The 24,775-nt window shown below is 70.4% G+C and carries 20 protein-coding genes; 5 read left to right on the top strand and 15 right to left on the bottom strand.

The window, feature by feature from the left end; translation table 11 throughout:
* Window positions 1-8: 8 nt before the first annotated feature.
* From EAH86_RS01450 to EAH86_RS01435, 4 genes are read right to left on the bottom strand one after another with little or no spacing between them, the layout of a single operon-like run.
* Window positions 9-875: a glycosyltransferase family 2 protein gene (locus EAH86_RS01450; RefSeq protein ID WP_241668122.1), complete on the bottom strand. Its 867-nt coding sequence runs from the start codon at window positions 873-875 to the stop codon at window positions 9-11.
* Window positions 872-1,672, bottom strand: a complete 801-nt coding sequence (locus EAH86_RS01445; RefSeq protein ID WP_140736846.1) for a CDP-alcohol phosphatidyltransferase family protein — start codon at window positions 1,670-1,672, stop codon at window positions 872-874. Before EAH86_RS01445 ends, EAH86_RS01450 begins: the two co-directional genes overlap by 4 nt.
* Window positions 1,669-3,627, bottom strand: coding sequence for a glycosyltransferase (locus tag EAH86_RS01440; protein ID WP_140736845.1), 1,959 nt, complete (start codon window positions 3,625-3,627; stop codon window positions 1,669-1,671). Before EAH86_RS01440 ends, EAH86_RS01445 begins: the two co-directional genes overlap by 4 nt.
* Window positions 3,628-3,650: 23 nt before the next feature.
* Window positions 3,651-5,135: a bifunctional cytidylyltransferase/SDR family oxidoreductase gene (locus tag EAH86_RS01435; RefSeq protein ID WP_140736844.1), complete on the bottom strand. Its 1,485-nt coding sequence runs from the start codon at window positions 5,133-5,135 to the stop codon at window positions 3,651-3,653.
* Between the two features lie 182 nt (window positions 5,136-5,317).
* Here EAH86_RS01435 and EAH86_RS01430 point away from each other — a divergent pair, with 182 nt between their 5' ends.
* The gene (locus EAH86_RS01430) at window positions 5,318-7,324 is read left to right on the top strand and encodes an N-acetylmuramoyl-L-alanine amidase (protein WP_140736843.1); all 2,007 of its coding nucleotides are present in this window, start codon (window positions 5,318-5,320) and stop codon (window positions 7,322-7,324) included.
* Between the two features lie 39 nt (window positions 7,325-7,363).
* Here the strand turns inward: EAH86_RS01430 and EAH86_RS01425 are convergent, their stop codons facing one another.
* From EAH86_RS01425 to EAH86_RS01405, 5 genes are all read right to left on the bottom strand, one after another.
* A complete protein-coding gene (locus EAH86_RS01425) occupies window positions 7,364-7,957 on the bottom strand; it encodes a class I SAM-dependent methyltransferase (protein ID WP_140736842.1) in 594 nt (197 codons plus the stop codon).
* A 73-nt stretch (window positions 7,958-8,030) separates the two neighbouring features.
* Window positions 8,031-8,999 (bottom strand): NAD-dependent epimerase/dehydratase family protein, encoded by a 969-nt coding sequence (locus EAH86_RS01420; protein WP_140736841.1) that lies wholly within the window; start codon window positions 8,997-8,999, stop codon window positions 8,031-8,033.
* The gene (locus EAH86_RS01415) at window positions 8,996-10,009 is read right to left on the bottom strand and encodes a glycosyltransferase (RefSeq protein WP_241668121.1); all 1,014 of its coding nucleotides are present in this window, start codon (window positions 10,007-10,009) and stop codon (window positions 8,996-8,998) included. The genes EAH86_RS01420 and EAH86_RS01415 overlap by 4 nt, the downstream gene beginning before the upstream one ends.
* A gap of 52 nt (window positions 10,010-10,061) precedes the next feature.
* A complete protein-coding gene (locus tag EAH86_RS01410) occupies window positions 10,062-10,904 on the bottom strand; it encodes a glycosyltransferase family 2 protein (protein ID WP_140736840.1) in 843 nt (280 codons plus the stop codon).
* 6 nt (window positions 10,905-10,910) lie between these two features.
* On the bottom strand, window positions 10,911-11,450 hold the full coding sequence (locus EAH86_RS01405) for a GtrA family protein (protein ID WP_140736839.1): 540 nt from the start codon (window positions 11,448-11,450) through the stop codon (window positions 10,911-10,913).
* A 163-nt stretch (window positions 11,451-11,613) separates the two neighbouring features.
* On the opposite strand from EAH86_RS01405, the gene EAH86_RS01400 reads away from it, so the two are divergent.
* Both EAH86_RS01400 and EAH86_RS01395 read left to right on the top strand, forming a co-directional pair.
* The gene (locus EAH86_RS01400) at window positions 11,614-13,809 is read left to right on the top strand and encodes a hypothetical protein (protein ID WP_140736838.1); all 2,196 of its coding nucleotides are present in this window, start codon (window positions 11,614-11,616) and stop codon (window positions 13,807-13,809) included.
* A complete protein-coding gene (locus tag EAH86_RS01395; RefSeq protein WP_140736837.1) occupies window positions 13,806-16,112 on the top strand; it encodes an NfeD family protein in 2,307 nt (768 codons plus the stop codon). The genes EAH86_RS01400 and EAH86_RS01395 overlap by 4 nt, the downstream gene beginning before the upstream one ends.
* Here EAH86_RS01395 and EAH86_RS01390 read toward each other — a convergent pair.
* Entirely contained in the window at window positions 16,097-17,149 is a 1,053-nt protein-coding gene (locus EAH86_RS01390; protein ID WP_140736836.1) for a glycosyltransferase family 2 protein, read from the bottom strand. The genes EAH86_RS01395 and EAH86_RS01390 overlap by 16 nt on opposite strands.
* Window positions 17,146-18,684, bottom strand: coding sequence for an LCP family protein (locus EAH86_RS01385; RefSeq protein WP_140736835.1), 1,539 nt, complete (start codon window positions 18,682-18,684; stop codon window positions 17,146-17,148). The genes EAH86_RS01390 and EAH86_RS01385 overlap by 4 nt, the downstream gene beginning before the upstream one ends.
* 185 nt (window positions 18,685-18,869) lie before the next feature.
* Between EAH86_RS01385 and EAH86_RS01380 the strand changes: the two genes are divergently transcribed.
* Entirely contained in the window at window positions 18,870-20,138 is a 1,269-nt protein-coding gene (locus tag EAH86_RS01380; RefSeq protein ID WP_241668120.1) for an LCP family protein, read from the top strand.
* Window positions 20,139-20,148: 10 nt separating this feature from the next.
* On the opposite strand, the gene EAH86_RS01375 is transcribed toward EAH86_RS01380, so the two are convergent.
* A complete protein-coding gene (locus tag EAH86_RS01375; RefSeq protein WP_140736834.1) occupies window positions 20,149-21,315 on the bottom strand; it encodes an acyl-CoA dehydrogenase family protein in 1,167 nt (388 codons plus the stop codon).
* Window positions 21,316-21,412: 97 nt separating this feature from the next.
* Window positions 21,413-22,474, bottom strand: coding sequence for an LLM class F420-dependent oxidoreductase (locus tag EAH86_RS01370; protein WP_140736833.1), 1,062 nt, complete (start codon window positions 22,472-22,474; stop codon window positions 21,413-21,415).
* 55 nt (window positions 22,475-22,529) lie between these two features.
* Here EAH86_RS01370 and EAH86_RS01365 point away from each other — a divergent pair, with 55 nt between their 5' ends.
* Window positions 22,530-22,985, top strand: coding sequence for a CoA-binding protein (locus EAH86_RS01365; RefSeq protein ID WP_170212755.1), 456 nt, complete (start codon window positions 22,530-22,532; stop codon window positions 22,983-22,985).
* On the opposite strand, the gene purE is transcribed toward EAH86_RS01365, so the two are convergent.
* Together purE and EAH86_RS01355 are read right to left on the bottom strand one after the other, a co-directional pair.
* Window positions 22,982-23,536 (bottom strand): 5-(carboxyamino)imidazole ribonucleotide mutase, encoded by a 555-nt coding sequence (gene purE, locus EAH86_RS01360; protein ID WP_140736831.1) that lies wholly within the window; start codon window positions 23,534-23,536, stop codon window positions 22,982-22,984. The two genes, EAH86_RS01365 and purE, sit on opposite strands and share 4 nt — an antisense overlap.
* The gene (locus tag EAH86_RS01355; protein WP_140736830.1) at window positions 23,533-24,741 is read right to left on the bottom strand and encodes a 5-(carboxyamino)imidazole ribonucleotide synthase; all 1,209 of its coding nucleotides are present in this window, start codon (window positions 24,739-24,741) and stop codon (window positions 23,533-23,535) included. Before EAH86_RS01355 ends, purE begins: the two co-directional genes overlap by 4 nt.
* Between the last annotated feature and the right edge of the window lie 34 nt (window positions 24,742-24,775).

The following is a 24,775-nucleotide window of genomic DNA, read 5'->3' as shown; positions in this document are numbered from 1 at the left end:
TACGCACGCTAGATGACGGGTGGCCGACCGAGTCGCGTCATCCGCCACACGGTGCCCCAGCCGATCGGCCGGCGCGGCCCGGGCTCGGTGCGCCATCCCTCGAGGAACCCCCGGCACCAGGTGCGCAGCGCGTGCGCGTCACGGTTGCGAGCCACGGTAAGGAGGACCCAGACGCCGAGGTAGAGCGGCACCAGCGGCAGGGGCAGGTTGCGTCGGGCCAGCCAGACGCGGTTGCGCGCGTTGAGCCGGAAGTACACGTCGTGCCGTGCGGGTGACGTCGCGGGGTGGCACATCACGGCTCCAGCGTCGTAGCGGATGTCCCAGCCGTGGTCGAGCACCCGCCAGGCGAGGTCCGTCTCCTCGTGCGCGAAGAAGAATGCGTCCGGTAGCCCTCCCGCCTGCTCGAAGGCCTGTCGACGCACCACACTGGCGCCGCCGAGGAACGTCGTGACGGCCGACGAGCGCAGCGGGTCACCGACGCGCAGCCGTGGCACGTGCCGTCGCTGGGTCTCGCCGGTGTCCGGATCGACGATGCGCAGCGACACCACACCCAGCCGGGGGTCGCCGGCGAACGCCGCGCGGATCCGCTCGGCGGTGCCTCGCTGCGACAACCAGCCGTCGTCGTCGAGGAACAGCAGCAGGTCACCGGTCGTCTCGGCTGCCCCCGCGTTGCGCCCTGCCGGGATGCCGACGTTCTCGGGAAGGCGCAGGAACCGCACCCCCGGGGGCAGGTCGGAGACGTCGGAACCGTTGCCGACGACCACCACCTCGATCGGGTCGCCGTCCTGGTCGTGCAGGGACTGCAGCGCCCGACCGAGCTCGGCGGGACGGTCCCCCATCGTGATGACGACGCAGGACAGGCTGGGCGAGCTCAATCGAGCCGCCGGGAGAGCAGGATGCTCACGAGGTGCACGACGACCATGGTCCCGGCGACCACGGCCATCACGACCGCGGTGATCCTCGTGCCGAGCAGGTCACCAGCAGCCAGGTCGACGACCATCGCGACGAGCAGGATGAAGGACAGCTCGAGGGCGCCGGTCACCTGGTGGATCTTCAGGACCTGGGCCGCCCGACGCAGGCCGCTCAAGGTGTTGCTGCGGAGCTCGACCGATGCCTCGGTGGGCAGCGGGGCGCCGGCCCTCACGCGGGCCACGTCGACGAGGTCGGACTCCGCCTTGATGAGGATCGCGCAGAGCCCGGTTGCGACACCGATCGTCGACCAGCCCCCGAAGCCACCATCTCCCGCACGCAGGCCGAGGCCACTGAGCAGAGCCCCCTCGACGACGTAGTGGCCGACCCGGTCGAGGTAGACACCGGTGATCGAGGTGGTCCGGCGCCACCTCGCGACCTCGCCGTCACAGAGGTCGAGCAGGAAGTAGACCTGCACCAGGACGAAGGTGAGGACGATGCCCAGCCAGCCGCCCACCAGCGCCAGCACGAGCGCACCCACGAGCCCGACGATGATCATCCAGCCGGTGAGCGCGTTGGCCGAGACCGGTGTCCGGATCAACAGTGCGGTCACGCGCAGCGAGACCTTGCGCAGGAACAGGCGCGCCAGCCAGTGCTCGGCGTTGCGCCGGCTCATGGTCGACTCCGGCTGGGTGACCGCCCGCAGCTCGTCCAGGGTCGGGCGGCGCCCGGCCGCGGTCGGCCCGGGCGTGGTCGCGCTCATCCGCCCGCCCGCTCGGTGACCGGCACGGAAGGCTCTGGCGGGACGGAAGGCAACAGGGGGCTCTCCTGGCTCGTGGGGACGCCGGACCACAGGATGCGGTGCGGGTGGGAAAGGGTGACCAAGACGTCGGTCGCAGCCGGGTCCGCCGTCACGGGCAGGTGGCTCTCGAGCACCACTTGGTCGGGCCGGCCAGCGGGGCGGAGGGTCGCGGGGCCGGAGACCTCGACCTCATGCGGCAGGGCGCGCACGACGCGAAGGCCGTCACCGCCCCCGTCCGCCAGTTGCAGCGGCAGGGACACGGTGATCGAGCTCGCGCCATCGGCTCCCGGATGAACGGTCGCAACACCAGGGCGCAACGCCTCGACCAGCCGGCTGGTCGCACCGACGTCAAGGCTGAGATTGCCCTTCTCGGTGAGATACGGGACGACCGCGAGGGCATCCTTCCCGAGCAGGGCCGGGAGGGCGGGACGGTCCGCGGAGACGGTGCCGTGCTCGGTGCCGATGCGACGCAGGTGGTCGGGGCCGACATCCGGGGCGCGCAGCTTGAGGTAGACGTCCCAGATCCCGGCCTCGAGCGGCCCGGCGCCGGCGACATCGAGGGGGTCGAGCTCGCCCTGCACGCGGTACCGCTGAGTGCCGTCGTCGGTCACGGTGACGACCTCGAGCGGCAGGCGGAGCCGGGTGCGCGACTCGCGCCGCACCAGCTGGAGCCACGCCTCGGCGGGGTTGCGCGCGGTGCTCGCCTCGAGTGGCACGTCGGTGAGGTGCGCGGCATACACGGGGACGCCGTCGACGATGGTGATGGCAGGCTGGCCCGACTCGGACGCCACCGCGACGAGGGCCTGGAAGCGCAGCCGGCCGCCCTCCCAGTGCCACGCCTCGGTATCGGCCTGGACCCGTAGGGACCCCTCGAAACCCGCCAGCGCGACCAGGTCGTCGAACCGGTCGGCCCGCATCAGTTCCGCGACCACCCGGACGGCGGCGGCCAGTGGCTCCCAGATGGTCGGCCGGGCGAAGTGGTCCTGCGCCAGGCGTCGGATCTCGGTGTAGAAGGCCCGCTGCCGCGTCGGCGACCGCCCAGCAAAGCTCGCGCCGCTCAGCCGGCGCATCATCTCGACCGAGTACCAGCGCCGCAGCACGAGGTCGCGCCGCGGACCGGGTTCGGTGAGCCGCTCGACGACCTCGACGGCCTCGAGCAGGTTGCCGTAGTAGGCGACCGGCGCGATGGCCCGAAAGCCCGCGTTGGCCTCGTCCTCGCGCGCGATGTGGAGGTAGCAGGTGTAGTCCGACAGCACCGAGACCACCCGAGCACGCAGATAGGCCTCGACGACGAACACGTGGTCCTCGAGCCTGCGGCGTCCCTCGGGAAAGCGGAGCTGGTGCTGCTTGAGGAACGCGCGGCGGAAGCCCTTGTGCGGCGTCATGCTCTCCATGAGCGGCGCCGTCTCGAGGCTGCACACCTCGCGGTTCTCCCGGAACAGGGTCGGTGGCACCCGTCGGCCCCGACCGGCGATCTTGCCGATCACGACGTCGGCGTGGTTGCGGCTCGCCATCTCGTACATCCGCTCGAGCGCCTCGGGCGCGAGCAGGTCGTCGTGGTCCATGACGTAGACGTACTCGCCACGGGCCGCGTCGATCCCGACGTTGCGGGGCTTGCCCGGCCAGCCCGAGTTGCGGATGTGGATCGCCCTCACCTGGGGGTGGACGGCCGCGGCATGGTCGAGACGAGCAGCCGTGATCCCGTCGTTGGACCCGTCGTCGACGAGGATGACCTCGTACTCGGTGGGAGGCAGGCTCTGTCCGACGAGTGAGGCGAGACAGGGCTCGAGGTAGTCACCGGTGTTGTGGACGGCGACGACGACGCTCATCTTCAGGGACTGCGACGCTGCGTCCGACGAGGCGCCGACCGCCGGCCGGCGTTCGCGCCACGAGGAGATCCGCTCCGCGAATCCCATGGTGTGGTCGCCTACCCCCCGCGTCAGCGAGTCCCGGCGGGTTCGGCCCCGGCCGGCATCTCGTCGAGGGGCTCGCTCTCGTGCATGTCCTCGGCCACCGCGGCAGTGACCTCGTGCGAGCTGATCGGGTCGGCGCGGCGGATGTCGATGACGTGCCCCGTCAGGTGCGAGACGAGCACCCCCAGCGAGGTGCGCGCGACCGTCTCGCTGTCGAGCAGCGAGTCCGGCGGCTCAGCCCCGAAAGCCTTGGTACGCATGGGAGTCGAGGTCCGCTCGGGGTTGACGCAGTTGATCCGCACACCGGTGGCGGCCCACTCGTCCGCGAGGGCCTGGGTCAGGTTGACGGTCGCGGCCTTGGCCGACGAGTACAGGCTGTAGCCGCTGCGCCCCCGCGTGTAGGAGCTGGAGGTGAAGAGCAGCATCGAGCCGCCGCTCTCGCGCAGGGAGTCGTAGAACTCCTGGGCGATGAGGATCGGCGCGATGTAGTTGACCTCTGTCGCGGCGTAGATCGTCTCCTCGGTCGTCTCGGCGAGGGTGCCCCGCGGGAGCACACCCGCGGTGTTCACGACGTAGTCGACGCGGCCGTCCTCCGCAAGCACCTGGCGCCTGGCGGCGACGATGTCGGAGCGGCGCTCGACGTGCGTGCGCGTGCCGGACCGGCTGAAGGAGTGCACCTTGGCGCCGTAGCTCTCCGCGATGGCCACCATGTCGGCGCCGATGCCGTAGCTGCCACCGAAGACGACGACCGTCTTGCCCTCCAGGGCCTCGCGGTACTCCCGCTCGGTGCGTTCCTGCGGGACGTCGTGGCTGGTCAGCTGGAACAGCTTGTCGGCGAGATAGACGTCGATCGGCTCGGTCACCTTCATGTTGCGCTCGTCCCCGGCCACCACGGCGATCGGGACGTCGGGCAGGTAGCGCAGCACGACCGTGCAGTCGTCGGTGGCGGTGAAGTCGGGGTCCTGGTCAGCAAGCTCGTAGGCGCGCGAGATGACCGAGCGGCGGAAGGCCTGCGGGGTCTGGCCGCGGCGCAGCTCCGAGCGCTTGAGGACGTCGCTGATCTCGTTCTCGTCGGTGACCGCGATGATCGTGTCGGCCGACGGGATGGCGGTGTCGACCGCGGCATACGTCGCGAGGGCGTCGATGCAGTCCTCGATGATGCGCTGGCTCAGCAGCGGCCGGACGGCGTCGTGGAAGAGGACGTTGCACTCTTCGTCGCCGAGGGCCTCGAGCGCCCGCTGGGTCGTGCCGTTGCGGGTCTCGGCTCCTTCGAGGATCTGGGTGACCTTGGTGTAGCCGCCCTTTGCGACGATCGCGCGGACCGGGTCGAGGTGCCCCGGCGTCATCATGACGACGACCTCGTCGATCAGCGGGCTGCTGTTGAACACGTCGATGGTGTGCTCGATGATCGGCCGTCCCGCGATCTTGATGAGCTGCTTGGGGATGTTCAGCCCGACCCGGCTGCCCACCCCACCCGCAAGGACGACGGCGACGTTGCGAAGGGGGATCACCGGCCCAACACTACCGGCTGACCGGGCGTCTCCCGGCCGTCCTCGGGCGCGCCGCGACGACGTGGCCAACCCGGTGAGACGGCATACCAAGGCCGCCCTGCGACGCCCGCCGGGAGTCAAGAAACGGCAAAGAATGCGGCCGCAAGCGGTCTTCTCCCCCGACTCTGGGTCAGGATGCCGCAATGACCACTCCTGCCACACGCGTCCCGCGGGCGGCTTCAGGACGGCGTCTTCTCGTCGAGCTGGCCTGCGCCTCCCTCGCCACCACCACCCTGGTGACGGGGCTGCCCGTCGCGACGATGCCCACGGCGGCCGCCAGCCCGAAGCCGGTTCCACCCTCGGTCCACGGTGTCGCGCTCCAGTCGTTGGCCAGCACCGAGGCGTCGCGCCCGGACTCGCTGTCGTCGCCGGGCAAGCCGTCGGTCACGGGCTCCGTGCGCCGCACCCTGGTCGCCACGACGCCCTCGAAGGCCCAGCTCGCCGCCGTGTCGTGGCCGGCCGGCGCCGCCCCCGCCGTCGGGACCGAGGTCTCGCTTCGTGGACGCACGGCCAAGGGCTGGACGCCGTGGGTGGACGTCGAGGTCTCCGGAGACAGCGACCCCGCCGCCACCAAGGCGCAGCGGATGGGCACCGACCCGGCCTGGCTCGGCGACGGCGTCACCTCGGTGCAGGTGCGGTATGCCGCCTCGGACCGGGCCGCGGTTGCCCGTGGCCGGATCGATCTCGTGGACCCGGGCACCAGCCCGGCCGACGCCCCCGCACGGCGCCCGGCAGCCTCCGCGACCGCGGCAGCAGCCAAGCCCACCGTGATCAGCCGCGCCGCCTGGGGCGCCGACGAGCGGATCCGCTCGTGCGACCCCTCGTTCGCCGCCACCACCAAGGGGGCGGTCCTGCACCACACGGCGGGCACCAACAGCTACACCGCGAGCCAGTCCGCCAGTCTCGTGCGCGGCATCTACGCCTACCACGCCAAGAGCCTCGGCTGGTGCGACATCGGCTACAACGCGCTCGTCGACAAGTACGGCCAGATCTTCGAAGGCCGGTTCGGCGGCCTCGACCGCCCCGTCATCGGAGCGCACACCCTCGGCTTCAACATCAACACCTTCGGCGTCTCGGTCCTCGGCACCTACACGACCACCATCCCGAGCGCTGCTGCCACGAACGCGGTGACGTCGATCATGGCGTGGCGGCTCGGCACCTTCTACGTCGACGCCCGCGGCACGACACAGCTGGTCAGCGGTGACAGCGGCTCCCGCTACCCGAAGGGCACCGTCGTGACCCTGCCGGTCATCACCGGCCACCGCGACACCGTCAACACGAGCTGCCCCGGCACCCAGCTGTGGAACCGGTTGGCCACGCTGCGCACGTCGGTGAGCAGCAAGGAGGCCTACACCGGCAGCGTCGTCTACAAGAGGTATGCCGCGTTGGGCGGCCCCACGGGTCGGCTCGGCCTGGTCGCGCGCGGCGAGGCCGGCTCGCCCCTCGGGCTGCGCACCCTCTTCACCGGCGGCAGCCTGTGGAACACCTCGGCCGGGATGATCGAGCTCGGCGCCCCCTTCGGCGCGTACTACGAGGACAACCAGGGCCCGACCCTGTGGGGCGCCCCGACCGGCAACAGCTACGCCGTGCCGAACGGCCAGCGCAGCGACACGACCAAGGGCATCACGATGACGTGGACCTCTGCGGTCGGCACGCACCACACGAACGGACTGGTTCGCGACTACTGGACGCAGCGCGGGGACGTATCAGGCCCGCTCGGCTATCCCACGGCGACGATGGTCCGCCCGACGTCGACCGGGTACGCCCAGGACTTCCAGGGCGGGATGGTCACCTACTCGGGCCCCTCGGGCATCCACACCGTGCCCAGCCCGATGGTGGCCGGCTACTCCGCGATCGGTGGCCCCGCCTCGGCCTACGGCTACCCGACGGCCGAAGCGGCGCCGGCGGGGTCCGGCCTGAAGCTGCCCCTGCAGCACGGCACCCTCTGGTACAGCGCCGCGACGGGTGCCCACCCGACGTCCGGCCCCATCCAGACCTACTGGCTGGGGCGCGGCGGACCCGCGTCCTCGCTCGGCTTCCCCACTTCGGCCGTGACCTCGACCGCGACCGACGACACGCAGTCCTTCGCCACGGCGATGGTGCGCTACGTGAAGGCGACCGGCCTGGTCGTCATCATCCGTCGGTCCTGACGACCCCGGTCCTCGTTCAGGCAGCGGGCTCGGCCATCGTCAGGCAGCGGGCTTGGTCGCCAGCAGGCAGAACTCGTTGTAGATGAAGGGCTTGCCCGCCCATCGCGGGAACGGGAAGCTGAACGGCTCGCCGGGCTCGAGGCCGACGTCCTTGGACAGCTGGACGAGGTCCTCCCCCGTGGTGAAGCGCACGTGGGTCGGGTCGCTGTCGTAGCCACGCTCCTGCGGGCAGACCATGAAGACCTTGCCGCCCGGACGCAGGTAGGGCAGGTACTCCTTGAGCAGGGCGATGCCGCCGGCCGGGTCCATGTGCTCGATCACGTGCGCGATCAGCATGCCGTCGAACGACTCCGGCTTGGCCTGGTCGCTCTTGTGGAACTCCTCCGCGGTCATGGCGATCTGGCCACGCGAGCGGGCCAACGCGACGGCAGAGGCGTTGTGGTCGACACCCACCGAACCGGACTCCAGGACGTCGAGGTTGCGGCCGATGCCGCAGCCCACGTCGAGGGTCCGTCCGAGCTGCTGGCGCCGCAGGTTCCAGTGATAGGGCGCCTGGACAGGCAGGATCCGCTTCCACCAGACCATCTGCTTGTGGCGAAGCCGCTCGGCGTAATCGGGGGCCTCGGTGCTCATGGGTCTGCTCCTCGACGTCGGGGGCTGGCCTTGGCAGGCCGGTCGGATTGCGACACAGAGTACCCACAAAGCCTCAGGCCGTCAGGCCACCAGTGCGCTGCCAACGCAGCTGCAGGTCCGCCGCCGTGCGCTGGATCCCCACCGCCAGTGGCGTGCGCGGGCGGTGGTCGAGCTCGGTCCACACGACCGAGCGGAGGCTGAGGTTGCGAGCCTGGAACGCCGCCACCGGCGAGGCGGCGAGGCCGATGCGGGGACGCCGCTTGGAGATCAGCCGCACCTCTCCGATGATCTCGCCGATGGTCACCGGGCGCAGCGAGGCCAGCACCTTGGTCACGTCCAACGGCGCACCGGCCGCGGCCTGTTCCGTGCGGAGCCGATCCATGGCGTCCGCGACCAGCTCCGCCGCATCAGGGGTGTAGATGTAGTCGCGCAGGGTGTCCAGCGAGACGTAGATCGACAGCGGCTGGGCGGTGAGCTGGGCCTTGAGCATCTGTGAGATCAGCCCCTGGGGCTTGGCGAGGTTCTGGCCCGGCCCGTACAGGTTGGCGATCCGCCCGCAGAGTACCGAGACCCCGGTGGCTGCGCCCCACTCCCGGAGGCGCGTCTCGGCGGCCAGCTTCGCGCGCCCGTAGGGCGCCAACGGGCTCACCGGCGTCGTCTCGTCGAACGGCGGGTTCTTGCTGCCGCCGTAGAGGCCACCGGCGGATGACGCGAAGAAGACCGCCCCCTGCATCGGGGCCGACGGCTCGGAGAGCCCGTCCAACGCGGCCTCGAAGACTCTCAGCTCGTCGTCCAGGGACTCCTTCGAGGCACCGGTGACGCCGGCGCCGGCCGACCACAGGACCTGCCAGGGACCTGCCCCAGCCGCGCGGACGAACGCGCGGGCGTGGTCGTGCAGGATCTGCGGGGCGTCCTGGGCCGACCAGGGGATCGGGCCGGGCGCCCAGATCGGGCGGCCACGGGCAGCTTCGGAACGGACGAGGTGCGAGCCGAGCAGGCCACCGCTGCCCACCACCCAGGTGAGGGGGGACGCCGGTGTCACGGGCGGGGGCGCGGGCGCCGGCTTCCGAGCGGACCGTCCGCCGGGTCACCCACGATGAGGTACGGCGGCTTGCCCATGGCCATGTTGACGGCCACGCCGATGTACTCGGCGATGATCCCCAGCGAGAAGAGCACTGCGCCGGTGCTGAAGAGCACCACCACCATCGTGGAGGTCCAGCCCTGCGGAACGTCCCCGGTCGTGCTGGCGACGACGAGGTATGCCGCGTAGCCCAGCCCCGCGAGGGCGAAGACGACGCCGAGCACGCTCACCAGACGAAGACCGCGCGTGCCACTGGAGAGGACGAGGCGCCAGAAGTGGGAGAGCAGCCGCCGCAGCGAGTAGCCGGAGCGACGATCCCCCTCCTCGCGCAGCTCGACCGGGCACACCGCGGGCTCCCCGGAAACCCACTGCATCGCGACGTCGAGGTAGACCCCGGACCCCGCGTAGGCGGCCACGCTGCGGCCGACCTCACCGAGGACGAGCCGGTAGCTCTGGAAGGACGCGGTCGCGCCGCCCGCGAGCACCGTCGCGAACAGCCACTTGGCCCCCTTGGACGTCAGGTTGCGGAACGCACTGTGCGGGGGCGGGTTCGTGGCCTCGGCATAGACCAGCTGGACGTTCTCGCGCAGGGCGGTGTCGAGGAAGGCCGCCATGTCGGCGGGGTCGTGCTGGCCGTCCTCGTCGAGGGTGACGATCCAGTCGCCGCTCGAGGAGGCCATGCCCGCCAGCGTCGCCGGGTGCTGGCCGAAGTTGCGGCTGAGCCACACCGGCCGGACGAACGGGTACTTGTCAGCGAGCTCGCGGATCGTTTCGTCGGAGCGGTCGCGGCCGTTGTCGTAGACCAGCAACGTCTCGATCACCTGGTAGCGGTGGCCGTCCGGCGTGACACTCGGCTCGGCGAACCGGGCAATCTCCTCGACGACGGATCCGAGCGTGAATTCGCCTCCGTAGACAGGGATTACGACGGACACCCGGTGCAGTCGGCTCTCGTCGGGCAGGGAGTCCGTCACGATTTGCACGATACCTCATGGGGCCGAAGGGAAAGGGTGGCGCGCACGGTGCCTACTCCGGCTTCGCGTGCATCTTCCGCCCGACCCAGAGGTAGGCGAGCCGCCGGGTGTAGGCCATCCCCCGGGCCAGCATGTCGCCACGGACGAGGTCGGCGCGGCTGAGCAGACCGGGTTGCGCGGCAGCGAGGTGGTGGTGGAAGCCGAGGACCTGCTTGGACTGCTCCTCGGCCAGGTGCACGCTCCACTGGCCGGCGCTGAGCCGGAAGCCCGCGAGCGCCTCGGCGATGCCGTAGAAGTCGCCCTGCATGAGGACGTTGACGTAGCTGGCCTCGTCGATGACGTACGGGTGGCTGTCGTCCCAGCCCCCAGCGGCTTCCAGGGCCGACCGACGCATCAGCACGCAGGCCGGCTCGCCGAAGATGTTGGCTCCCGCCACCACGGTCCGGCGGGCCGCGGCCCGGCCGCTCACCCGGCCGCGGAGTCCGGCCAGTCCGCGCGAGCGGACGATGACGTTGGCATGCGCGTCGATGAGGTCGCGCTTCGACGCCACCATGACGATGCCCTCAGCAGAGTCCATCGCCTCGACCTGGCGCTCGAGGCAGGTCGGGTAGACGAGGTCGTCACCGCAGACCAGCTTGACCAGCTCGCCGGTGGCTTCCTTGGTCACGCGCTCCCAGTTGGCAGGGGCGCCGCCGCCCGCCGGCGTCTGCAGCAGCCGCACCCGCGGGTCGGAGGTGAACCGCTGGAGCCGCTCCCACGAGTCATCCGTCGAGGAGTGGTCCGCAACGACGAGCTCGAAGTCCGTGTAGGTCTGGGCCAGGATCGACTCCATGGTGGCCTCGATGAACGAGCCGTTGTTGTAGGACGGCACGACGATGGAAACACGGGGACTCACGGGCAGCTACCTCGGATCGTGGGGGGAATCGCTGGGGTCGGACGACGGTCCGTCCGCGGCCGGACGGCGGAACGAGAAGTGCTTGTGGCCGAACCAGCTCATCAGCGACGTCACGCCGACGATGAGGAACTGGCTCACGAGCACCGGCAGGTGGCCGATCTCGACGAGCAGGGGCAGCAGCACGGCGTTCACCCCGAGGGCGGAGAGGTACACCGACTCGAACCGCAGCAGGTCGCGCAGGACGTGCCCGCGGACCCGGAACACCACGAGCCGGTAGAGCCAGAACGCGCACAGGACGCTCGCGACGTGCGCGCACGCCAGGGTCACCATGTAGCCGACGTGGCGACCGACGAGGTACTGGAACGTCACGAACCAGAACAGGCCGATCAGGGTGTTGGCGGCGCCTACCACAAGGAACGCCGCGCGCTGGTCGTGGATGACCCGCAGCAGCCAGCCCGGAGGACCGCCGACGCCGGGAGGGACCGACGGGTTGTGCGTCGCATCGGTCGCGGGCGCGTCAGCGTCAGGCTCGACCTCATGGCTCACGCTGTTCTCCTCCGATGACGGGCCGGCGGTGTGTTCTCGCCCGCTGGCGGCCCAGCGACCGAGGATACCGTCAGGTCAGGCTCCCACCCCAATCCGCGCCACGCCGCGCCACGCGGGCCGGACGTGTCAGGGGGCGATCCTGCGCCGACTACTGTGGGTCGACGTGACGGAGCAACTCAGGAGCCGCCTGGCCCGCCGGTCCGACCTCTTCTGGCCCCTGGCCACGGTCGCGACCGTTCTGGTGCTGTTCGCCATCCCCTTGTTCTGGACGCATCGGTACTACTTCTACGGCGACACCCAGATCGGCGCCTTCCCGCAGTGGTACCACCTCGGCACCGAGCTGCGCGCGGGCCACTGGCCGGTTCTGAGCCCAGACAACTGGCGAGCTGGGAACTACACGGCCGAGGGTCAGTGGGGCACCTGGAACCCGCTGATCATGCTGGTCGGGCTCGGAGCCTCGTTCGCCGGCAACGCCATGTACTTCTGCGTCATCGTCAAGGCCCTGATGTTCGTCACCGTCGCGACCGGCGGGTACGTGTTGGCGCGCAGCTACGGCACCCCGCGCCGCGCGGCATACCTGGTGGGCATCGCCCTCCCCCTCGGAGGGGAGACGCAGTACCTCGACAGCCCCACCTGGGTGACCGGGCTGCTCGTCTGGTCGCTGCTGCCGTGGGCGTGGTGGGCGATCCGCCGCACGATGCTGCACCGCCGCAACCCGTTGCCGGCGCTGGCGATCAGCTACCTCATCGTCACCGTGGGTTACGTCTACGGGACGATGTACCTCGCCCTGGTCATCGTGGCCTGCCTCGTCGACGCCTGGGTCCAGCGCGACCGGGCGGCCGTCCTGCGCGTCTTCCTCATCGGGGTCTGTGCCGGGCTGCTGACGGTCACCGTCTACCTGCCGGGCATCCTCAGCGCCTCCGTCACGACACGTGCTGACACCGGGCTCTACTACGACGCCAAGCTGCCCGTGGACCTGCGCGACCTCGTGGTCAGCGTGCTCCCCACGGGCATCGTCCCGGCACGGCTGACCCAGAAGTCCTTCTTCCCGATCCACTACACGGCCTGGTTCCTGCCGTTGCTGATGTGGATCGACGTCGCCCGGATGCGCACCTTCGTGAAGAGTCTCACCGGGGTCTTCGTGATGCTGGGCCTGAGCATCCTCTACGCCATCGGCCCCAGCGTCGTCGGCCCGCTGCGCTACCCGGCCCGCACCCTCCCCTACATCGTGCTCGGCGCGGTCCTCCTGACCGTCGTGCTGGTGTCGCGGGCCAGTGCCCGCCCCACCCGCGCCCGTCTCGCGGCCAGCCTCGGCTGGGTGGTGGTGGCCGCCTACCTGTCCATCTCACGAGCGAAGTCCGAGACCCCCGAGGTGGCCTCGTCGCTGGTGCTTGTGCTCATCGGCATCCTCGTCGTCTGGCTGCTGACCCGCCGCGACCCTGCCGCGAGGTTCCCCAGCGTGCCCACCGTGGCCTTCATGGCCGTGTGGTCCATCCTCCTGCTCGGTGTCACCCACCACTTCGACCCACTGCCCAACTCCACGAACCGGAACATGCCCTCCGCGGTCTCGGCGTACAAGCAGCAGCTCGCCGGAGCCCAGGGTGGCGCGATGCTGGTCGGCGACCCGCAGGAGTACGCGCTCACCCACCCCGGCGCGGCCAAGGACTTCCTCGTGGGGTCGTCGTGGTACGTCTCGGGCTACCCGATCCAGAACACCTACACCGTGATCGGCTTCAGCGCGTACAACGACCGCTACTGCATGATCTTCAACGGCGGCACGTGCGCCAAGCTCCTCGACACCCTCTTCACCGTCGAACCGACGACGGGTATGCCGCGCGTCGACCTGCTCCGCGTGTCCACCCTGCTCATCCGCAAGGCCGACTTCAAGAAGGACAAGGCCGCCATCGCCAACCCGCCTGCGGGCTGGCACGTGGAGAAGGACAACGCCGCCGCACTGATGTGGGTGCGCGACAAGCCGCTGCCGACCGCGGGTGATGTGGCCTGGACCTCCGACGGCACCCGTGTCGAACTCATCTCGCGGGACGACCGCAGCGTCCGGTTCAAGGTCCTCGCGGCGCCGTCCTCCGGTGGCAAGGTCGTCTTCAGCCGGCTGGCGTGGCCGGGCTACTCGACGAGCGCGGGCACCTTCGCCGACCCCGTCGACCGCTACCTGCTCACCCTGGACGTGCCCGCAGGCTCAGCCGGCCGGACCGTCGAGGTCTCGTACTCGCCGCCCGCCTGGGGCGTCGCCGTCGGTGCCTGGGCCCTGAGCGTCCTCCTCTCGCTCGTCCTGACCGGCCTGGCGCTGTGGGACAGGCGCCGCCGCCGGTCTGCAGAGCCGGCCACGTCAGCACGATGACCGTCGCGCCGCCGACACCGACCACCGCGCGACCCGCGCGACCCGCGTCCACCACCTCCACCTCGTCAGACCGGCGAGCCACCCTCATCTGGGCGGTGGCTGCCATGGTGACGGTGGCTGTCCTGCTGCTCGTCCCACTGTGGTTCACCCACCGCTTCTACTTCTACGGCGACACCCAGATCGGCTCGTTCGGCCAGTGGTACCACCTGGGTTCCGAGCTGCGTGACGGTCACTGGCCGCTCATCGACCTGCAGCGCTGGCGGGCCGGGAACTACGTGGCCGAGGGTCAGTGGGGGCAGTGGAACCCGCTGGTCCTGCTGATCTCGGTCGCTTCGACGTTCGCCACCAACGCGATGGTCTTCTGCACGGTGCTGAAGGTCGTCGTGGCGGTCCTGGGTTCCCTCGGCGGCTTCCTCCTGTGTCGCGGCTACGGGGTGCGACGGGAGATCGCCTTCGTCGTGAGCATCGCTCTCCCCCTGGGTGGGGTGACCCAGTACCTCGACCTGACGACCTGGGCCACGGGGCTCCTCGTGTGGGCACTGCTGCCGTGGGCCTGGTGGGCCATCCGCCGGACGCTCCAAGGCCGGAACCCCTTCCCGGCCCTCGTGTTCTGCTACCTCCTGGTGACGGTCGGATACGTCTACGGGACGATCTACCTGGCCCTGGTCCTCATCGGCTGCCTGCTGGACGCCGCCATCCTCCGCGAGCGGCCGGCCTTCCTCCGCGTCCTCGGGGTGGGTGTCTGCGCCGGGCTGCTCGCCGTCACCGTGTACCTGCCCGGGCTGCTCACCGCCCCGGTGACCACCCGTGGCAGCTGGGAGGTCCTCGACACGAACAACCTCCCGGTGTCGCTGCAGGACTACGCCGTCTCGGTCGTCCCGACCGGTGTCGTGCCACCCGGCCTCGGCCGGCGGGACATGACACCCCTCGGTTACCTCGCGTGGTTCCTCCCGATGCTGGCGTGGGTCCGCCCTTCCCGCGTGAGCAGTGCCCTACGACCCGCCGCCGGCCTGCTGTTCGTCCTGGTCTCGGTCGCGCTGTGGTCGCTGGGGCCGACCCAGGTGGGTCCGCTGAGGTACCCGGTGCGGCTGCTACCTGTCGTCACGCTCTGTGCCCTCGTGGTCGCAGGCATCCTCGCGTCAGGAGCGACGACCCGCCCCACCCGAGGTCAGCTCGGGCTGAGCCTCCTCTGGGTGGGCGCCGCCGCGTTCCTCGCGGGCAGCCACGCCCTCTACACGACACGCGCGCAGCTCACCTCCTTCGCCCTGGTGTCCGTCGCCATCCTGCTGGTCTGGTGGCTGTGGCGACGAGGCACGGCATCCGACGCCTCGGCCCGGCTCCGGCGACAGCTGCCGGCCGTCGTCGCGGCCGTGATGGCTCTGTGCTCCTTCGGGTTCCTCGTCCTGCAGCACTCGTACTTCCCGACGCCGCAGTCCAAGGAGCGCAACATGCCCGCCCTGGTCAGCGACTACCGCAGGCCCCTCGCCGGGTCGGTCGGTGACGTCTTCATGGTCGGCGCGCCCAACGACGCGATCCAGGCCGACGCCTCGGTCACCTCGGACTTCCTGACAGCGAGTGCGTGGTACGTCGACGGTCGTCCGATCCAGAACACCTACACCACCATCGGCTTCGCGACCTACAACGACCGGTACTGCATGACCCTCATCGGCGGGGTCTGCCGCCCCGCGCTGGCCATGTTGCGCAGCACCGAGCCGCAGACCGGGATGAGCCGGCTCGACCTGTTGAGCGTCAGCACGGTGCTGATCCGCAAGGAAGGCGTCTCGGCCAAGACGCTCGACAACCCTCCCCCGGGATGGCGGGTGGGCCGCGAGACGCCCCTGTCTGTCATGTGGGTCCGCGAGCGCCCCCTGCCGGCTGCCGGCGGGGTCGTCTGGTCGTCCCCGGGCACCCGCGTGGAGACCCTCTCCGAAGACACCAGGACCGTGCGCCTGCGGGTCACCGCGGTGTCCGACCAGGGCGGCACGGTCGCCTTCAGCCGCCTCGCCTGGCCGGGCTACCGGGTCGAAGGCGGCGGCAGCCTGTCGGACCACCTCGTCGACGGCTACCTCACCACCCTGCGCCTGCCTGCCTCGACAGAGGGCAAGATCGTGACGCTCCGCTTCGACCCACCGGGGTGGCCGGTCGAGCTCGCCGCCTGGACCGTGAGCGTCGTGGCGTCGATCGGATGGTCGCTGCTGGCCCTCGTGCTCTGGTGGCGGCGGCGGCGAGACCCTTCTCGAGACGAGAGCCCGGACGACGCGGCTCCGGACCTGCTGGACCGCCAGGCTCAGCCCGCGGGCTGAGACCCGGCTTCGGCGGCCGGCCGCGAGTCGGTCTCGCCGTCGACGCGGACGCGACTGGTGATGAAGCCCCAGCCCCAGCACAGGTGCATGGTGGGCAGCACGAGCGGCATCCAGAGCCGGTCGGCGGGGCGAAGGTCCTCGTCGGTCACCGTGAGGCCGCCCACCGTCGTGATCGCGAGGTATGCCGCGGGGCCCAGCCACAGGGGCCACCAGACGAAGCCCCCCGCGAGACCCACGACGACGCCCACGAGGGCCGCGGGCGGGGCGAGGTAGCGCAGGTTGAGGGTGCCCGCGTGGGTGCGGGACACCGCGCGGCGCCAGCGGCCGTAGTCACGGTACTGGCGGGCCAGCGCGCGCAGGGTCGGACGGGGGCGATAGGTCACCCTCAGTCCCGGGGAGAACCAGACCAGGCCGCCGGCCTCCCGGATCCGGTGGTTGAGCTCCCAGTCCTGGGCGCGCACGAACCGGGGGTCGTACCCGCCCATCCGGTCGAGCCAGGGCTTGCTGAAGACCCCGAGGTAGACCGTGTCGGCCGGGCCGGCCTCTCCCCCGGTGTGGAAGGCCGCTGCGCCGACCCCGAGCCGCGAGGTCATCGCCGCGGCGACGGCCCGTTCGAAGCTGGTCACCCCGCGAGCGTCCATCAGACCGCCGACGTTGGCCGCCCCGGTCTCCTCGAGCAGGGCACAGGCGGTGCTGATGTAGTCGGGATCGAGGAGGCCATGCCCGTCCACCCGGACGACGACCTCGGTGTCCGTGGACAGCCGGGCCAGGGCCGCGTTGAGGCCCTCGGGGGTGCGACCGGAGGGGTTGGGCACGGAGCTGACCCGCGGGTCGCCAGCGCAGATCCGCTCGGCGATGGCGTCGGTGTCGTCGCGGCTCGGGCCGAGGGCCAGCACCAGCTCGACGTCGCCCGGGTAGTCCTGCTCGAGCACCGCGGCCACCGCCTCCTCGAGGTGGCGCTGCTCGTTGAGGATGGGCATGACGACGCCGACCCTGGGGGAACGGACGAGGTGCGGTTCTGGTGGCGTGCTGGTCATGAGGATGCAGAGCATACGGAGGACAGGTCGCCCTCCGCCGCGTTGCCTGCAGCCTTGGCCGGGTCGAGCACTGCCGTCCCGGATCCTGGCTTGGCCTTCGGCTTCGCCGTCGTGGCCGAGGACGTGCCTGACGAAGCGCCCTTGGCCGGGCCCTTCGCCGTCGCCTCGGCCGCCTTCTCGGACGCCTTGATGGTGCTCTGGACCGTCGAGGTGATCACGTCGGCGTCGTAGTCCCACGGCTTGATCAGCGGCGGCACGAAGTTGACGCCCCGGATCTTGTGGGTTCGCGTCTTCATCGCCAGGTCGGCGAACCGGCCGAGCTCGGACTGCGGCAGGTCGGTCCTGATCAGCCCGGTGGTGGCGCCGGCGATCTTCTGGAAGCGCAGCAGCACCGTCTGCGGGTCGAGCTGCTCGGACATCGCGGTCATCACGCAGCGCTGCCGGGCCATCCGCTCGTAGTTCGTGGAGCCCTGACGGGACCGGGCGTACCAGAGCGCGTGGTAGCCATCGAGGTGCTGGGGCCCGGTCTCGATCCAGCCGGTGATCCGCGAGGTGCCACCCCCGATCGGGGTGCGGTACTTGACGTTGATGTCGAGACCGCCCACCGCATCGACCATCTTCTTGAAGCCCTGGAGGTCGACCATCACGTAGTACTGGATGTCCAGGCCGCTCAGCGCCTCGACGGCCTCGCGGGTGGCGAGCACGCCTGGGCTCTGCGTCCCTGCCGGGAACTTCGCGGCGTTGTTCTCCGCCCAGGTGTACAGCCCGTTGAGCAGGCACTCATCGCCACAGTTCCAGCCCTCAGGCATGAGGCGCGCCATCGTGGAGCCGGGTCGGAAGTTGATGTTCTCGGTGTCCCGGGAGAAGCCGAAGGTCACCGCGCTACCGGACTCGGCATCGATGCTGACCAGCTGGATGCTGTCCGGGCGGGTGCCCACCCGGTCGCGCCCGGAGTCGGCCCCCAGCAACAGGATGTTGTAGCGCCCGTTGACCGCCCCCACCGCCTCGTTCCCCTGGAAGAGGGCGTTCATGGCGTCGCGTCCGGCACCCACGGAGCTCGCGGCATACACGAGGCCGCCGCTGGTGACGACGAGCAGCGCCGCGGTCACGCCGGTCAGCCAGCGACGGGTGGCCAGCCGCAGGGTGGCCGGGCGTCCGAGCCGCCACGCATCGACGAAGAGGACCGCCCACAGCACGGCGAAGCCGCCGAGCAGCCACTGGAGGGCCGTGAGCACCCAGCCGCGCCCGAGCACCCCGATGGCGAGCGACTGGCTGAGGAGGAACACCAGCCCCATGAGCACGACCAGGGCGGCGAGGCTGAACCAGACCCGGAGGGCGAACCGTCCGAGGCCGCGCCGGCCGGCCACGAGCTGGGCGCTGCCGGGCAGCAACAGGGTGAGCAGCACGAGGGTGAAGGCGCGTCGGCGCCGCATCCGCGGCGTGAGGGCGTCCCCGTCCACCAGGGCGGCATTGCTCCGCTGGGACAGGTACACACCAGTCTCAGCGCCGGTCGGCGCGACGTGGGTGGCCCTCATGATGGACCAGTATCGGGGTACACCAGTGTGATTCCTGTGACGCGTGTGATTATCCGAGTGTCGGACGGCCAACCGCGGCGTTCAGGGCATTTGCCCGGTTGTGCGAGGCTCGCTCGCGGCCCGGCCACCGCTCCCCCATCGCGGCGTTTTGCCAGCCCACAGGACTGCCCACGACACTGGAGCGCATGACTGGACGCCAGACCGGCCCCGACGACGCGCGAGCGATCCCCCAACGGGACGCCCGCGGCGACAGCACCGGCTCCGAAGGGACCGAAGGGGGCACCGCCGACGAGGTCTACACCGTCGACGTCCGCAGCCGGAGGCGGGACCGGTCGGCCCGCGACCAAGGCCCCGCCGCAGCCGCGTCCACCGGGTCCGGCCGCACCGAGCACTCCCGTCGTGGTGACGCAGCCGCGACCCCGCCGGTCGACCCGGCCTGGGAGGACCACGCCCGGGACGACGGACCACGCCGCCGGCGTCGCTTCCCGGTGGTACGCCTGGTCCTGCTGCTCGTCGCGGCCTGGGTGGCCTTCATGGTCTTCACCCCGCTGCACGCCTGGAACACGGTGACCAAGGTCGACACCACCCCCGCCGGCACGCGTCCCGCCGACAGCAAGGGCTTCAACTACCTGCTCGTCGGGTCAGACAGCCGCGAGGGCCTCTCGGCCGCCCAGCGCAAGGAGTACGCCACCGGCAAGGCCGCAGGCCGGCGCACCGACTCGATCATCCTCGTGCACGTCCCCCAGGGTGGGGGCAAGCCGGCGCTCATCTCCCTTCCCCGCGACAGCTACGTGCCGATCCCGGGGCACGGCAGCAACAAGATCAACGCGGCCTTCGCGTTCGGCGGCCCGAACCTGCTGGTGCAGACGGTGGAACGGGTCACCGACCTGCACGTCGACGGCTACGTCGAGATCGGCTTCGCCGGGTTCGCCTCGGTGGTCGACAGCGTCGGGGGCGTCGACATCTGCGTCCCGTTCAAGATGAACGACAAGAAGGCCGGCATCAACCTCAAGAAGGGGTGCCAGGTCCTCGACGGCAAGAACGCGCTCGGCTACGTCCGGGCGCGCTACTCCGACCCCCGCGGCGACATCGGTCGAGCCGAGCGCCAGCGGCAGTTCCTGGCTGCGATCATGAAGAAGGCGCTCACCCCCTCGACGGTGCTGGTGCCCACGCGCTACTGGGGCTTCTCGCACGCGGCCGCCAAGGGCCTCATCGTCGGCGAGGACACCTCGATGCGTGACGCCAGCCGCGTCCTGCTCGCCATGCGGGCTGTCTCCAACGACCAGGGCCTGAGCCTCGTCGTCCCCCTCTCGAGCCTGAACTACCAGACCAGCGCCGGCAGCTCGGTCAAGTGGGACACCAAGCGGGCCAAGGCGCTGTTCACGTTGCTGCGCAACGACACTCCGCTCGAGGCGCCCCCCGAAGGCACCGACGGCAAACCGTCCGGCGGGTAAGCGGTGACGGCTACTTCAGGATCTGCCGGGCCATCACGACGCGCTGGATCTGGTTGGTGCCCTCGTAGATCTGGGTGATCTTGGCGTCGCGCATCATCCGCTCGACCGGGAAGTCGCGGACGTAGCCCGCGCCACCGAGCAGCTGGACGGCATCGGTCGTGACCTGCATGGCCACGTCCGAGGCGTAGCACTTGGCGGCCGCACCGAAGAAGGGCAGGTCCTTGTCGCCGCGCTCGGACTTGGCGGCCGCGACGTAGACCATCTGGCGAGCTGCCTCGACTGCCATCGCCATGTCGGCGAGCATGAACTGGATGCCCTGGAACTCGGCGATGTTCTTGCCGAACTGCTTGCGCTCCTTGACGTAGGAGACGGCGAAGTCCAGTGCGCCCTGGGCGATCCCGACGGCCTGGGCACCGATCGTGACGCGGGTGTGGTCGAGCGTCGCGAGCGCGATCTTGAGGCCCTCGCCCTCCGCGCCGACGATCCGGTCGCCGGGGATGCGGACGTTGTCGAAGTGCAGCTCGCGGGTCGGGGAACCCTTGATGCCGAGCTTGCGCTCCTTCTCACCGAAGGTGAAGCCCTCGTCGGACTTCTCCAGGACGAAGGCCGTGACGTTGTTGCCGCGCTTGCCGTCGGGGTCGGTGACCGCGAGCACCGTGTAGTAGTCGGAGACGCCGGCGTTGGTGATCCAGGACTTCTGCCCGTTGACGATCCAGTCGTCACCGTCGCGCTTGGCACGGGTCTTCATGGCGGCCGTGTCAGAGCCCGCCTCGCGCTCGGACAGGCCGTAGGAGAACGTCGACTTCCCGGCGGCGACCGGCGTGAGGTAGCGCTTCAGGACGTCGTCGTTCGCCGCGATGATCAGCGGCATCGTGCCGAGCTTGTTGACCGCCGGGATGAGCGAGGCGGACGCGTCGACCCGGGCAACCTCCTCGATCACGATGCAGGTGGCGAGCGCGTCGGCGCCCACACCGCCGTACTCCTCGGCGATGTGCGGGGCGAAGAAGTCCGAGGCCACCAGGGCGTCGTGCGCCTCCTGCGGGTAGCGCGCCTCCTCGTCCACGGCCGCGGCATACGGGGCGATCTTGTCCTCGGCGACGGCACGCACCGCCCCACGGAGGGCCTCGTGGTCCTCGGAGATCTTGAACAGGTCGAAGTCGCGGTTACCAGTGCTCACGGCTTCAGGTTACCCGCTGGTATGCCGCGGCGTCCCAGCTGCGTCGTGTGTCACCCGACACCCACGTGGGCAGCGGCGCAGAGAGCCCAGCGGACTGTCAGCGGCGGCGTGGGAGGTGCCAGAGGTGGCCGTGCTGCTCCCGGTCGAGCAGCTCCGGCATCACGTCGCGCTCGAACATCGCGATGCCCGTGGTGTCGTAGGCGCTCTCGGGGAAGTTGAGGATCGCGTAGGTCATCCCGAGCTTCTCGAGCGCCTGCAGCTTCTCGACGATCTGCTCCGGGGTGCCGACCGTCGCCTGCTGGCGGTAGTCGGCGAAGAGCTGCTCCACGCGCGCCTCGGGTGAGCCGACCGACAGGAGCCGGGCACGGAGGCTGTCGAAGCGGTCCTCGACCTCCTGCTCGGTGCTGCCGATGAAGACGTTGAGGTTGCTGCTGCGCACGATCTCGCCGAAGTCTCGGCCCACGTCGTCGCAGTGGCCCTTGAGGATCTCGCTCTTGGCCGCGAACACCTCGGGCGTCGGGTCGAAGTTCGTGTAGTCGGCGTACTGCGCGGCGATGCGCAGGGTCTTCTTCTCACCACCGCCGGCGATCCACATCGGGATGCCGTTGTGCTTGGACCCGGGGACCGACGTGCCTTGCAGCGGCTGCGGGTAGCAGCGCGCCCCGTCGACCTGGAAGTGCTTCCCGTCGAATGTCGCCGTCCCGGTCGTCCACATCTGCCGGAAGATCTGGACGCCCTCGTCGAGGGCCCTGATCCGTTCGCCGGCCCGCGGGAAGCCGTAGCCGTAGGCGCGCCACTCGTGCTCGTACCACCCGGCGCCGATGCCCATCTCGAGCCGGCCCTCGGAGATGATGTCGACCGTGGCGGCGACCTTCGCGAGATAGGCCGGGTTGCGGTAGGCCATGCAGGTGCACATCTGGCCGAGCCGCACCCTGCCCGTGACGGCGGCGAAGGCGGCCATCAGCGTCCACGCCTCGTGCGTCGCCTCCTCGCTGGGGATCGGCACGGTGTGGAAGTGGTCGAAGACCCAGATCGAGGACCAGTCCTCGTTGGCGTCCGCCCGTCGTGCCAGCCCTGCCATCACGCCCCAGTGCTGGGTGGGGTCGATCCCGACAAGGTCCATGCGCCAGCCCTGTGGCACGAAGAGTCCGAACTTCATGCGGCCGACGTTACTGCCTCTCCCCAACCCGCTCCCAAAGTGTGATGCTGAGTCAATGACGTTTCGCCACCAGAACGACCCCGAGCTCATCCGCGAGCTCCTCATCGACCCCGGCATCTGGGTGGTCGTCGGCCTCTCGAACAACCAGGACCGTGAGGCGTTCGGTGTCTCCCGCTGGCTGAAGGTCGAGCTCGGCAAGGGACTCATCCCCGTGCACCCCACCGCGGAGGTGGTTCACGGCGAGCAGGGCTACCCGTCGCTGTCCGACATCCCCGACGGCACCGACATCAAGGTGGTCGACTGCTTCATCAACTCCGAGCACGTCGGAGCCGTCGTCGACGAGGCCATCGCCAACAAGGACCGCCTCATGATCGACGCCGTCTGGATGCAGCTGGGCGTCGTGGACGAGGCCGCTGCCGACCGGGCCCGCGCGGTGGGCCTGGACGTCGTGATGGACACCTGCCCCCGGATCGAGTGGCGTGGCGTCCGCTCGGCCGGGATGGCCCGCTAGGACCCGGCGCGGCGCTCGCGCAGGGCCGCGCCCTTGGCGTGGGCCTGGTCGCGCAGGTCCGCCTGGAAGGCGCTCATCCGCTCCCGCAGCCCCGCGGCATACTCCCCGTCGCCGGCGGCCAGGATGCGCGCGGCGAGCAGGCCCGCGTTGCGCGCCCCACCGATCGACACGGTGGCGACCGGCACACCGGCAGGCATCTGCACGATCGAGAGCAACGAGTCCATGCCGTCGAGGTACTTCAGCGGCACCGGCACCCCGATGACCGGCAACGGCGTCACCGACGCGAGCATGCCGGGCAGGTGTGCGGCACCGCCCGCTCCCGCGATGACGACCCGCAGTCCACGCCCAGCGGCGTTCTGCCCGTAGGCGATCATCTCCTCGGGCATCCGGTGTGCCGAGACGACGTCGGCCTCGTACGCGATGCCGAACTCCTCGAGCGCCTGGGCTGCCAGCGCCATCACCGGCCAGTCGCTGTCGCTGCCCATGACCAGCCCGACCAACGGCGTCGCCGTCTCGGTTCCAGGGGGCGTGGTGGGTGTCGTGGCGCTCATTCGGTGATCACTCCTGCGAGGTAGTCGGCCGCGTGGCTGGCGCGCTCACGCAGCTGCGCCAGGTCGGCGCCGGAGACGTTGACGTGGCCGATCTTGCGGCCCGGGCGGACGCCCTTGCCATAGAGGTGCACCTTCAGCTCCGGGTCCCTCGCCATGATGTGGCGGTAGGCCGGGTAGAGCTCCGGGTAGTCGCGCCCGAGGACGTTGGCCATCACCGTGAACGGCTCGCGCGGGGTGGGCGCGCCGAGGGGCAGGTCGAGCACCGCGCGCAGGTGCTGCTCGAACTGTCCGGTCACCGCTCCGTCCATCGACCAGTGCCCGCTGTTGTGCGGGCGCATGGCCAGCTCGTTGACGACGTATGCCGGGGCGCCGGTCTGCACATCCCTCACCTCGAACATCTCGACGGCGAAAACCCCTGTCACGCCCAGTTTCTCGGCGATCCGCAGCCCCGCCTCGGTGGCCACTGCTGCGAGGCTCGGGTCGAGGTCGGGGGCGGGCGCGAGCACCTCGGTGCAGATGCTGTCGGTCTGGACGGTCTCGACGACCGGCCACGCTGCGGCCTGGTTGGAAGGACTGCGCGCGATGAGGACGGCGAGCTCGCGGACGAAGTCCACCTTCTCCTCCACCAGGATCCCGTCGGAGAGCAGGCCCTCCGTTCCCTCCTGTTCCGCGACCAGGGCCAGCCAGTCGTCCACCTCCGCCGCCGAGTCGATCACGCGCACGCCCTTGCCGTCGTAGCCACCTCGCGGTGTCTTCGCAACGATCGGCCAGCCGACCTGCGCAGCGAACGCGTCGACATCTGCGGGTGTCCGGGCTCGCGCCCACGCGGGACACGCGACGCCGATCTCCGTGAGCCGCTCACGCATGGCCAGCTTGTCTTGAGCGAACCGCAGCGCCTCCGGAGTTGGGTGCAGCGGGACGCCTGTTGCGACAAGGGCATCCAGCACGTTCGCAGGGACGTGTTCATGGTCGAAGGTGACGACGTCGCACTGGCGGGCGAAGGCGAGGACCGCAGCGACGTCGTCATGGTCACCGACGGGCGCGGACGGGATGACCTGTGCGGCAGCCGCATCCGGCGCCTCGGCGAGCACGCTGAGGGTGATCGCCAGCTCGGCCGCAGGAGCGGCGCACATCCGCGCCAGCTGCCCCCCGCCGATGATGCCGACGACCGGGAAACCTCCGGGGGCGCGCTGCGGTGACGTCACGCGGCGAGGATATCTGTACGGTCGTGACCGGGCT

The organism is Pedococcus bigeumensis, from assembly GCF_006438965.1.
GTDB lineage: Bacteria > Actinomycetota > Actinomycetes > Actinomycetales > Dermatophilaceae > Pedococcus > Pedococcus bigeumensis_A.
Note: the sequence above shows the minus strand (reverse complement) of the source record. Positions and strands in the feature narration are given on the sequence as shown.

Bases quoted from the DNA above. Each gene is read 5' to 3' on its own strand.
- EAH86_RS01445 (WP_140736846.1), bottom strand. From the start codon at position 1,672: ATGAGCGCGACCACGCCCGGGCCGACCGCGGCCGGGCGCCGCCCGACC.
- EAH86_RS01440 (WP_140736845.1), bottom strand. From the start codon at position 3,627: ATGGGATTCGCGGAGCGGATCTCCTCGTGGCGCGAACGCCGGCCGGCG.
- EAH86_RS01430 (WP_140736843.1), top strand. From the start codon at position 5,318: ATGACCACTCCTGCCACACGCGTCCCGCGGGCGGCTTCAGGACGGCGT.
- EAH86_RS01425 (WP_140736842.1), bottom strand. From the start codon at position 7,957: ATGAGCACCGAGGCCCCCGATTACGCCGAGCGGCTTCGCCACAAGCAG.
- EAH86_RS01395 (WP_140736837.1), top strand. From the start codon at position 13,806: ATGACCGTCGCGCCGCCGACACCGACCACCGCGCGACCCGCGCGACCC.
- EAH86_RS01390 (WP_140736836.1), bottom strand. From the start codon at position 17,149: ATGACCAGCACGCCACCAGAACCGCACCTCGTCCGTTCCCCCAGGGTC.
- EAH86_RS01385 (WP_140736835.1), bottom strand. From the start codon at position 18,684: ATGAGGGCCACCCACGTCGCGCCGACCGGCGCTGAGACTGGTGTGTAC.
- EAH86_RS01380 (WP_241668120.1), top strand. From the start codon at position 18,870: ATGACTGGACGCCAGACCGGCCCCGACGACGCGCGAGCGATCCCCCAA.
- EAH86_RS01370 (WP_140736833.1), bottom strand. From the start codon at position 22,474: ATGAAGTTCGGACTCTTCGTGCCACAGGGCTGGCGCATGGACCTTGTC.
- EAH86_RS01365 (WP_170212755.1), top strand. From the start codon at position 22,530: ATGACGTTTCGCCACCAGAACGACCCCGAGCTCATCCGCGAGCTCCTC.
- purE (WP_140736831.1), bottom strand. From the start codon at position 23,536: ATGAGCGCCACGACACCCACCACGCCCCCTGGAACCGAGACGGCGACG.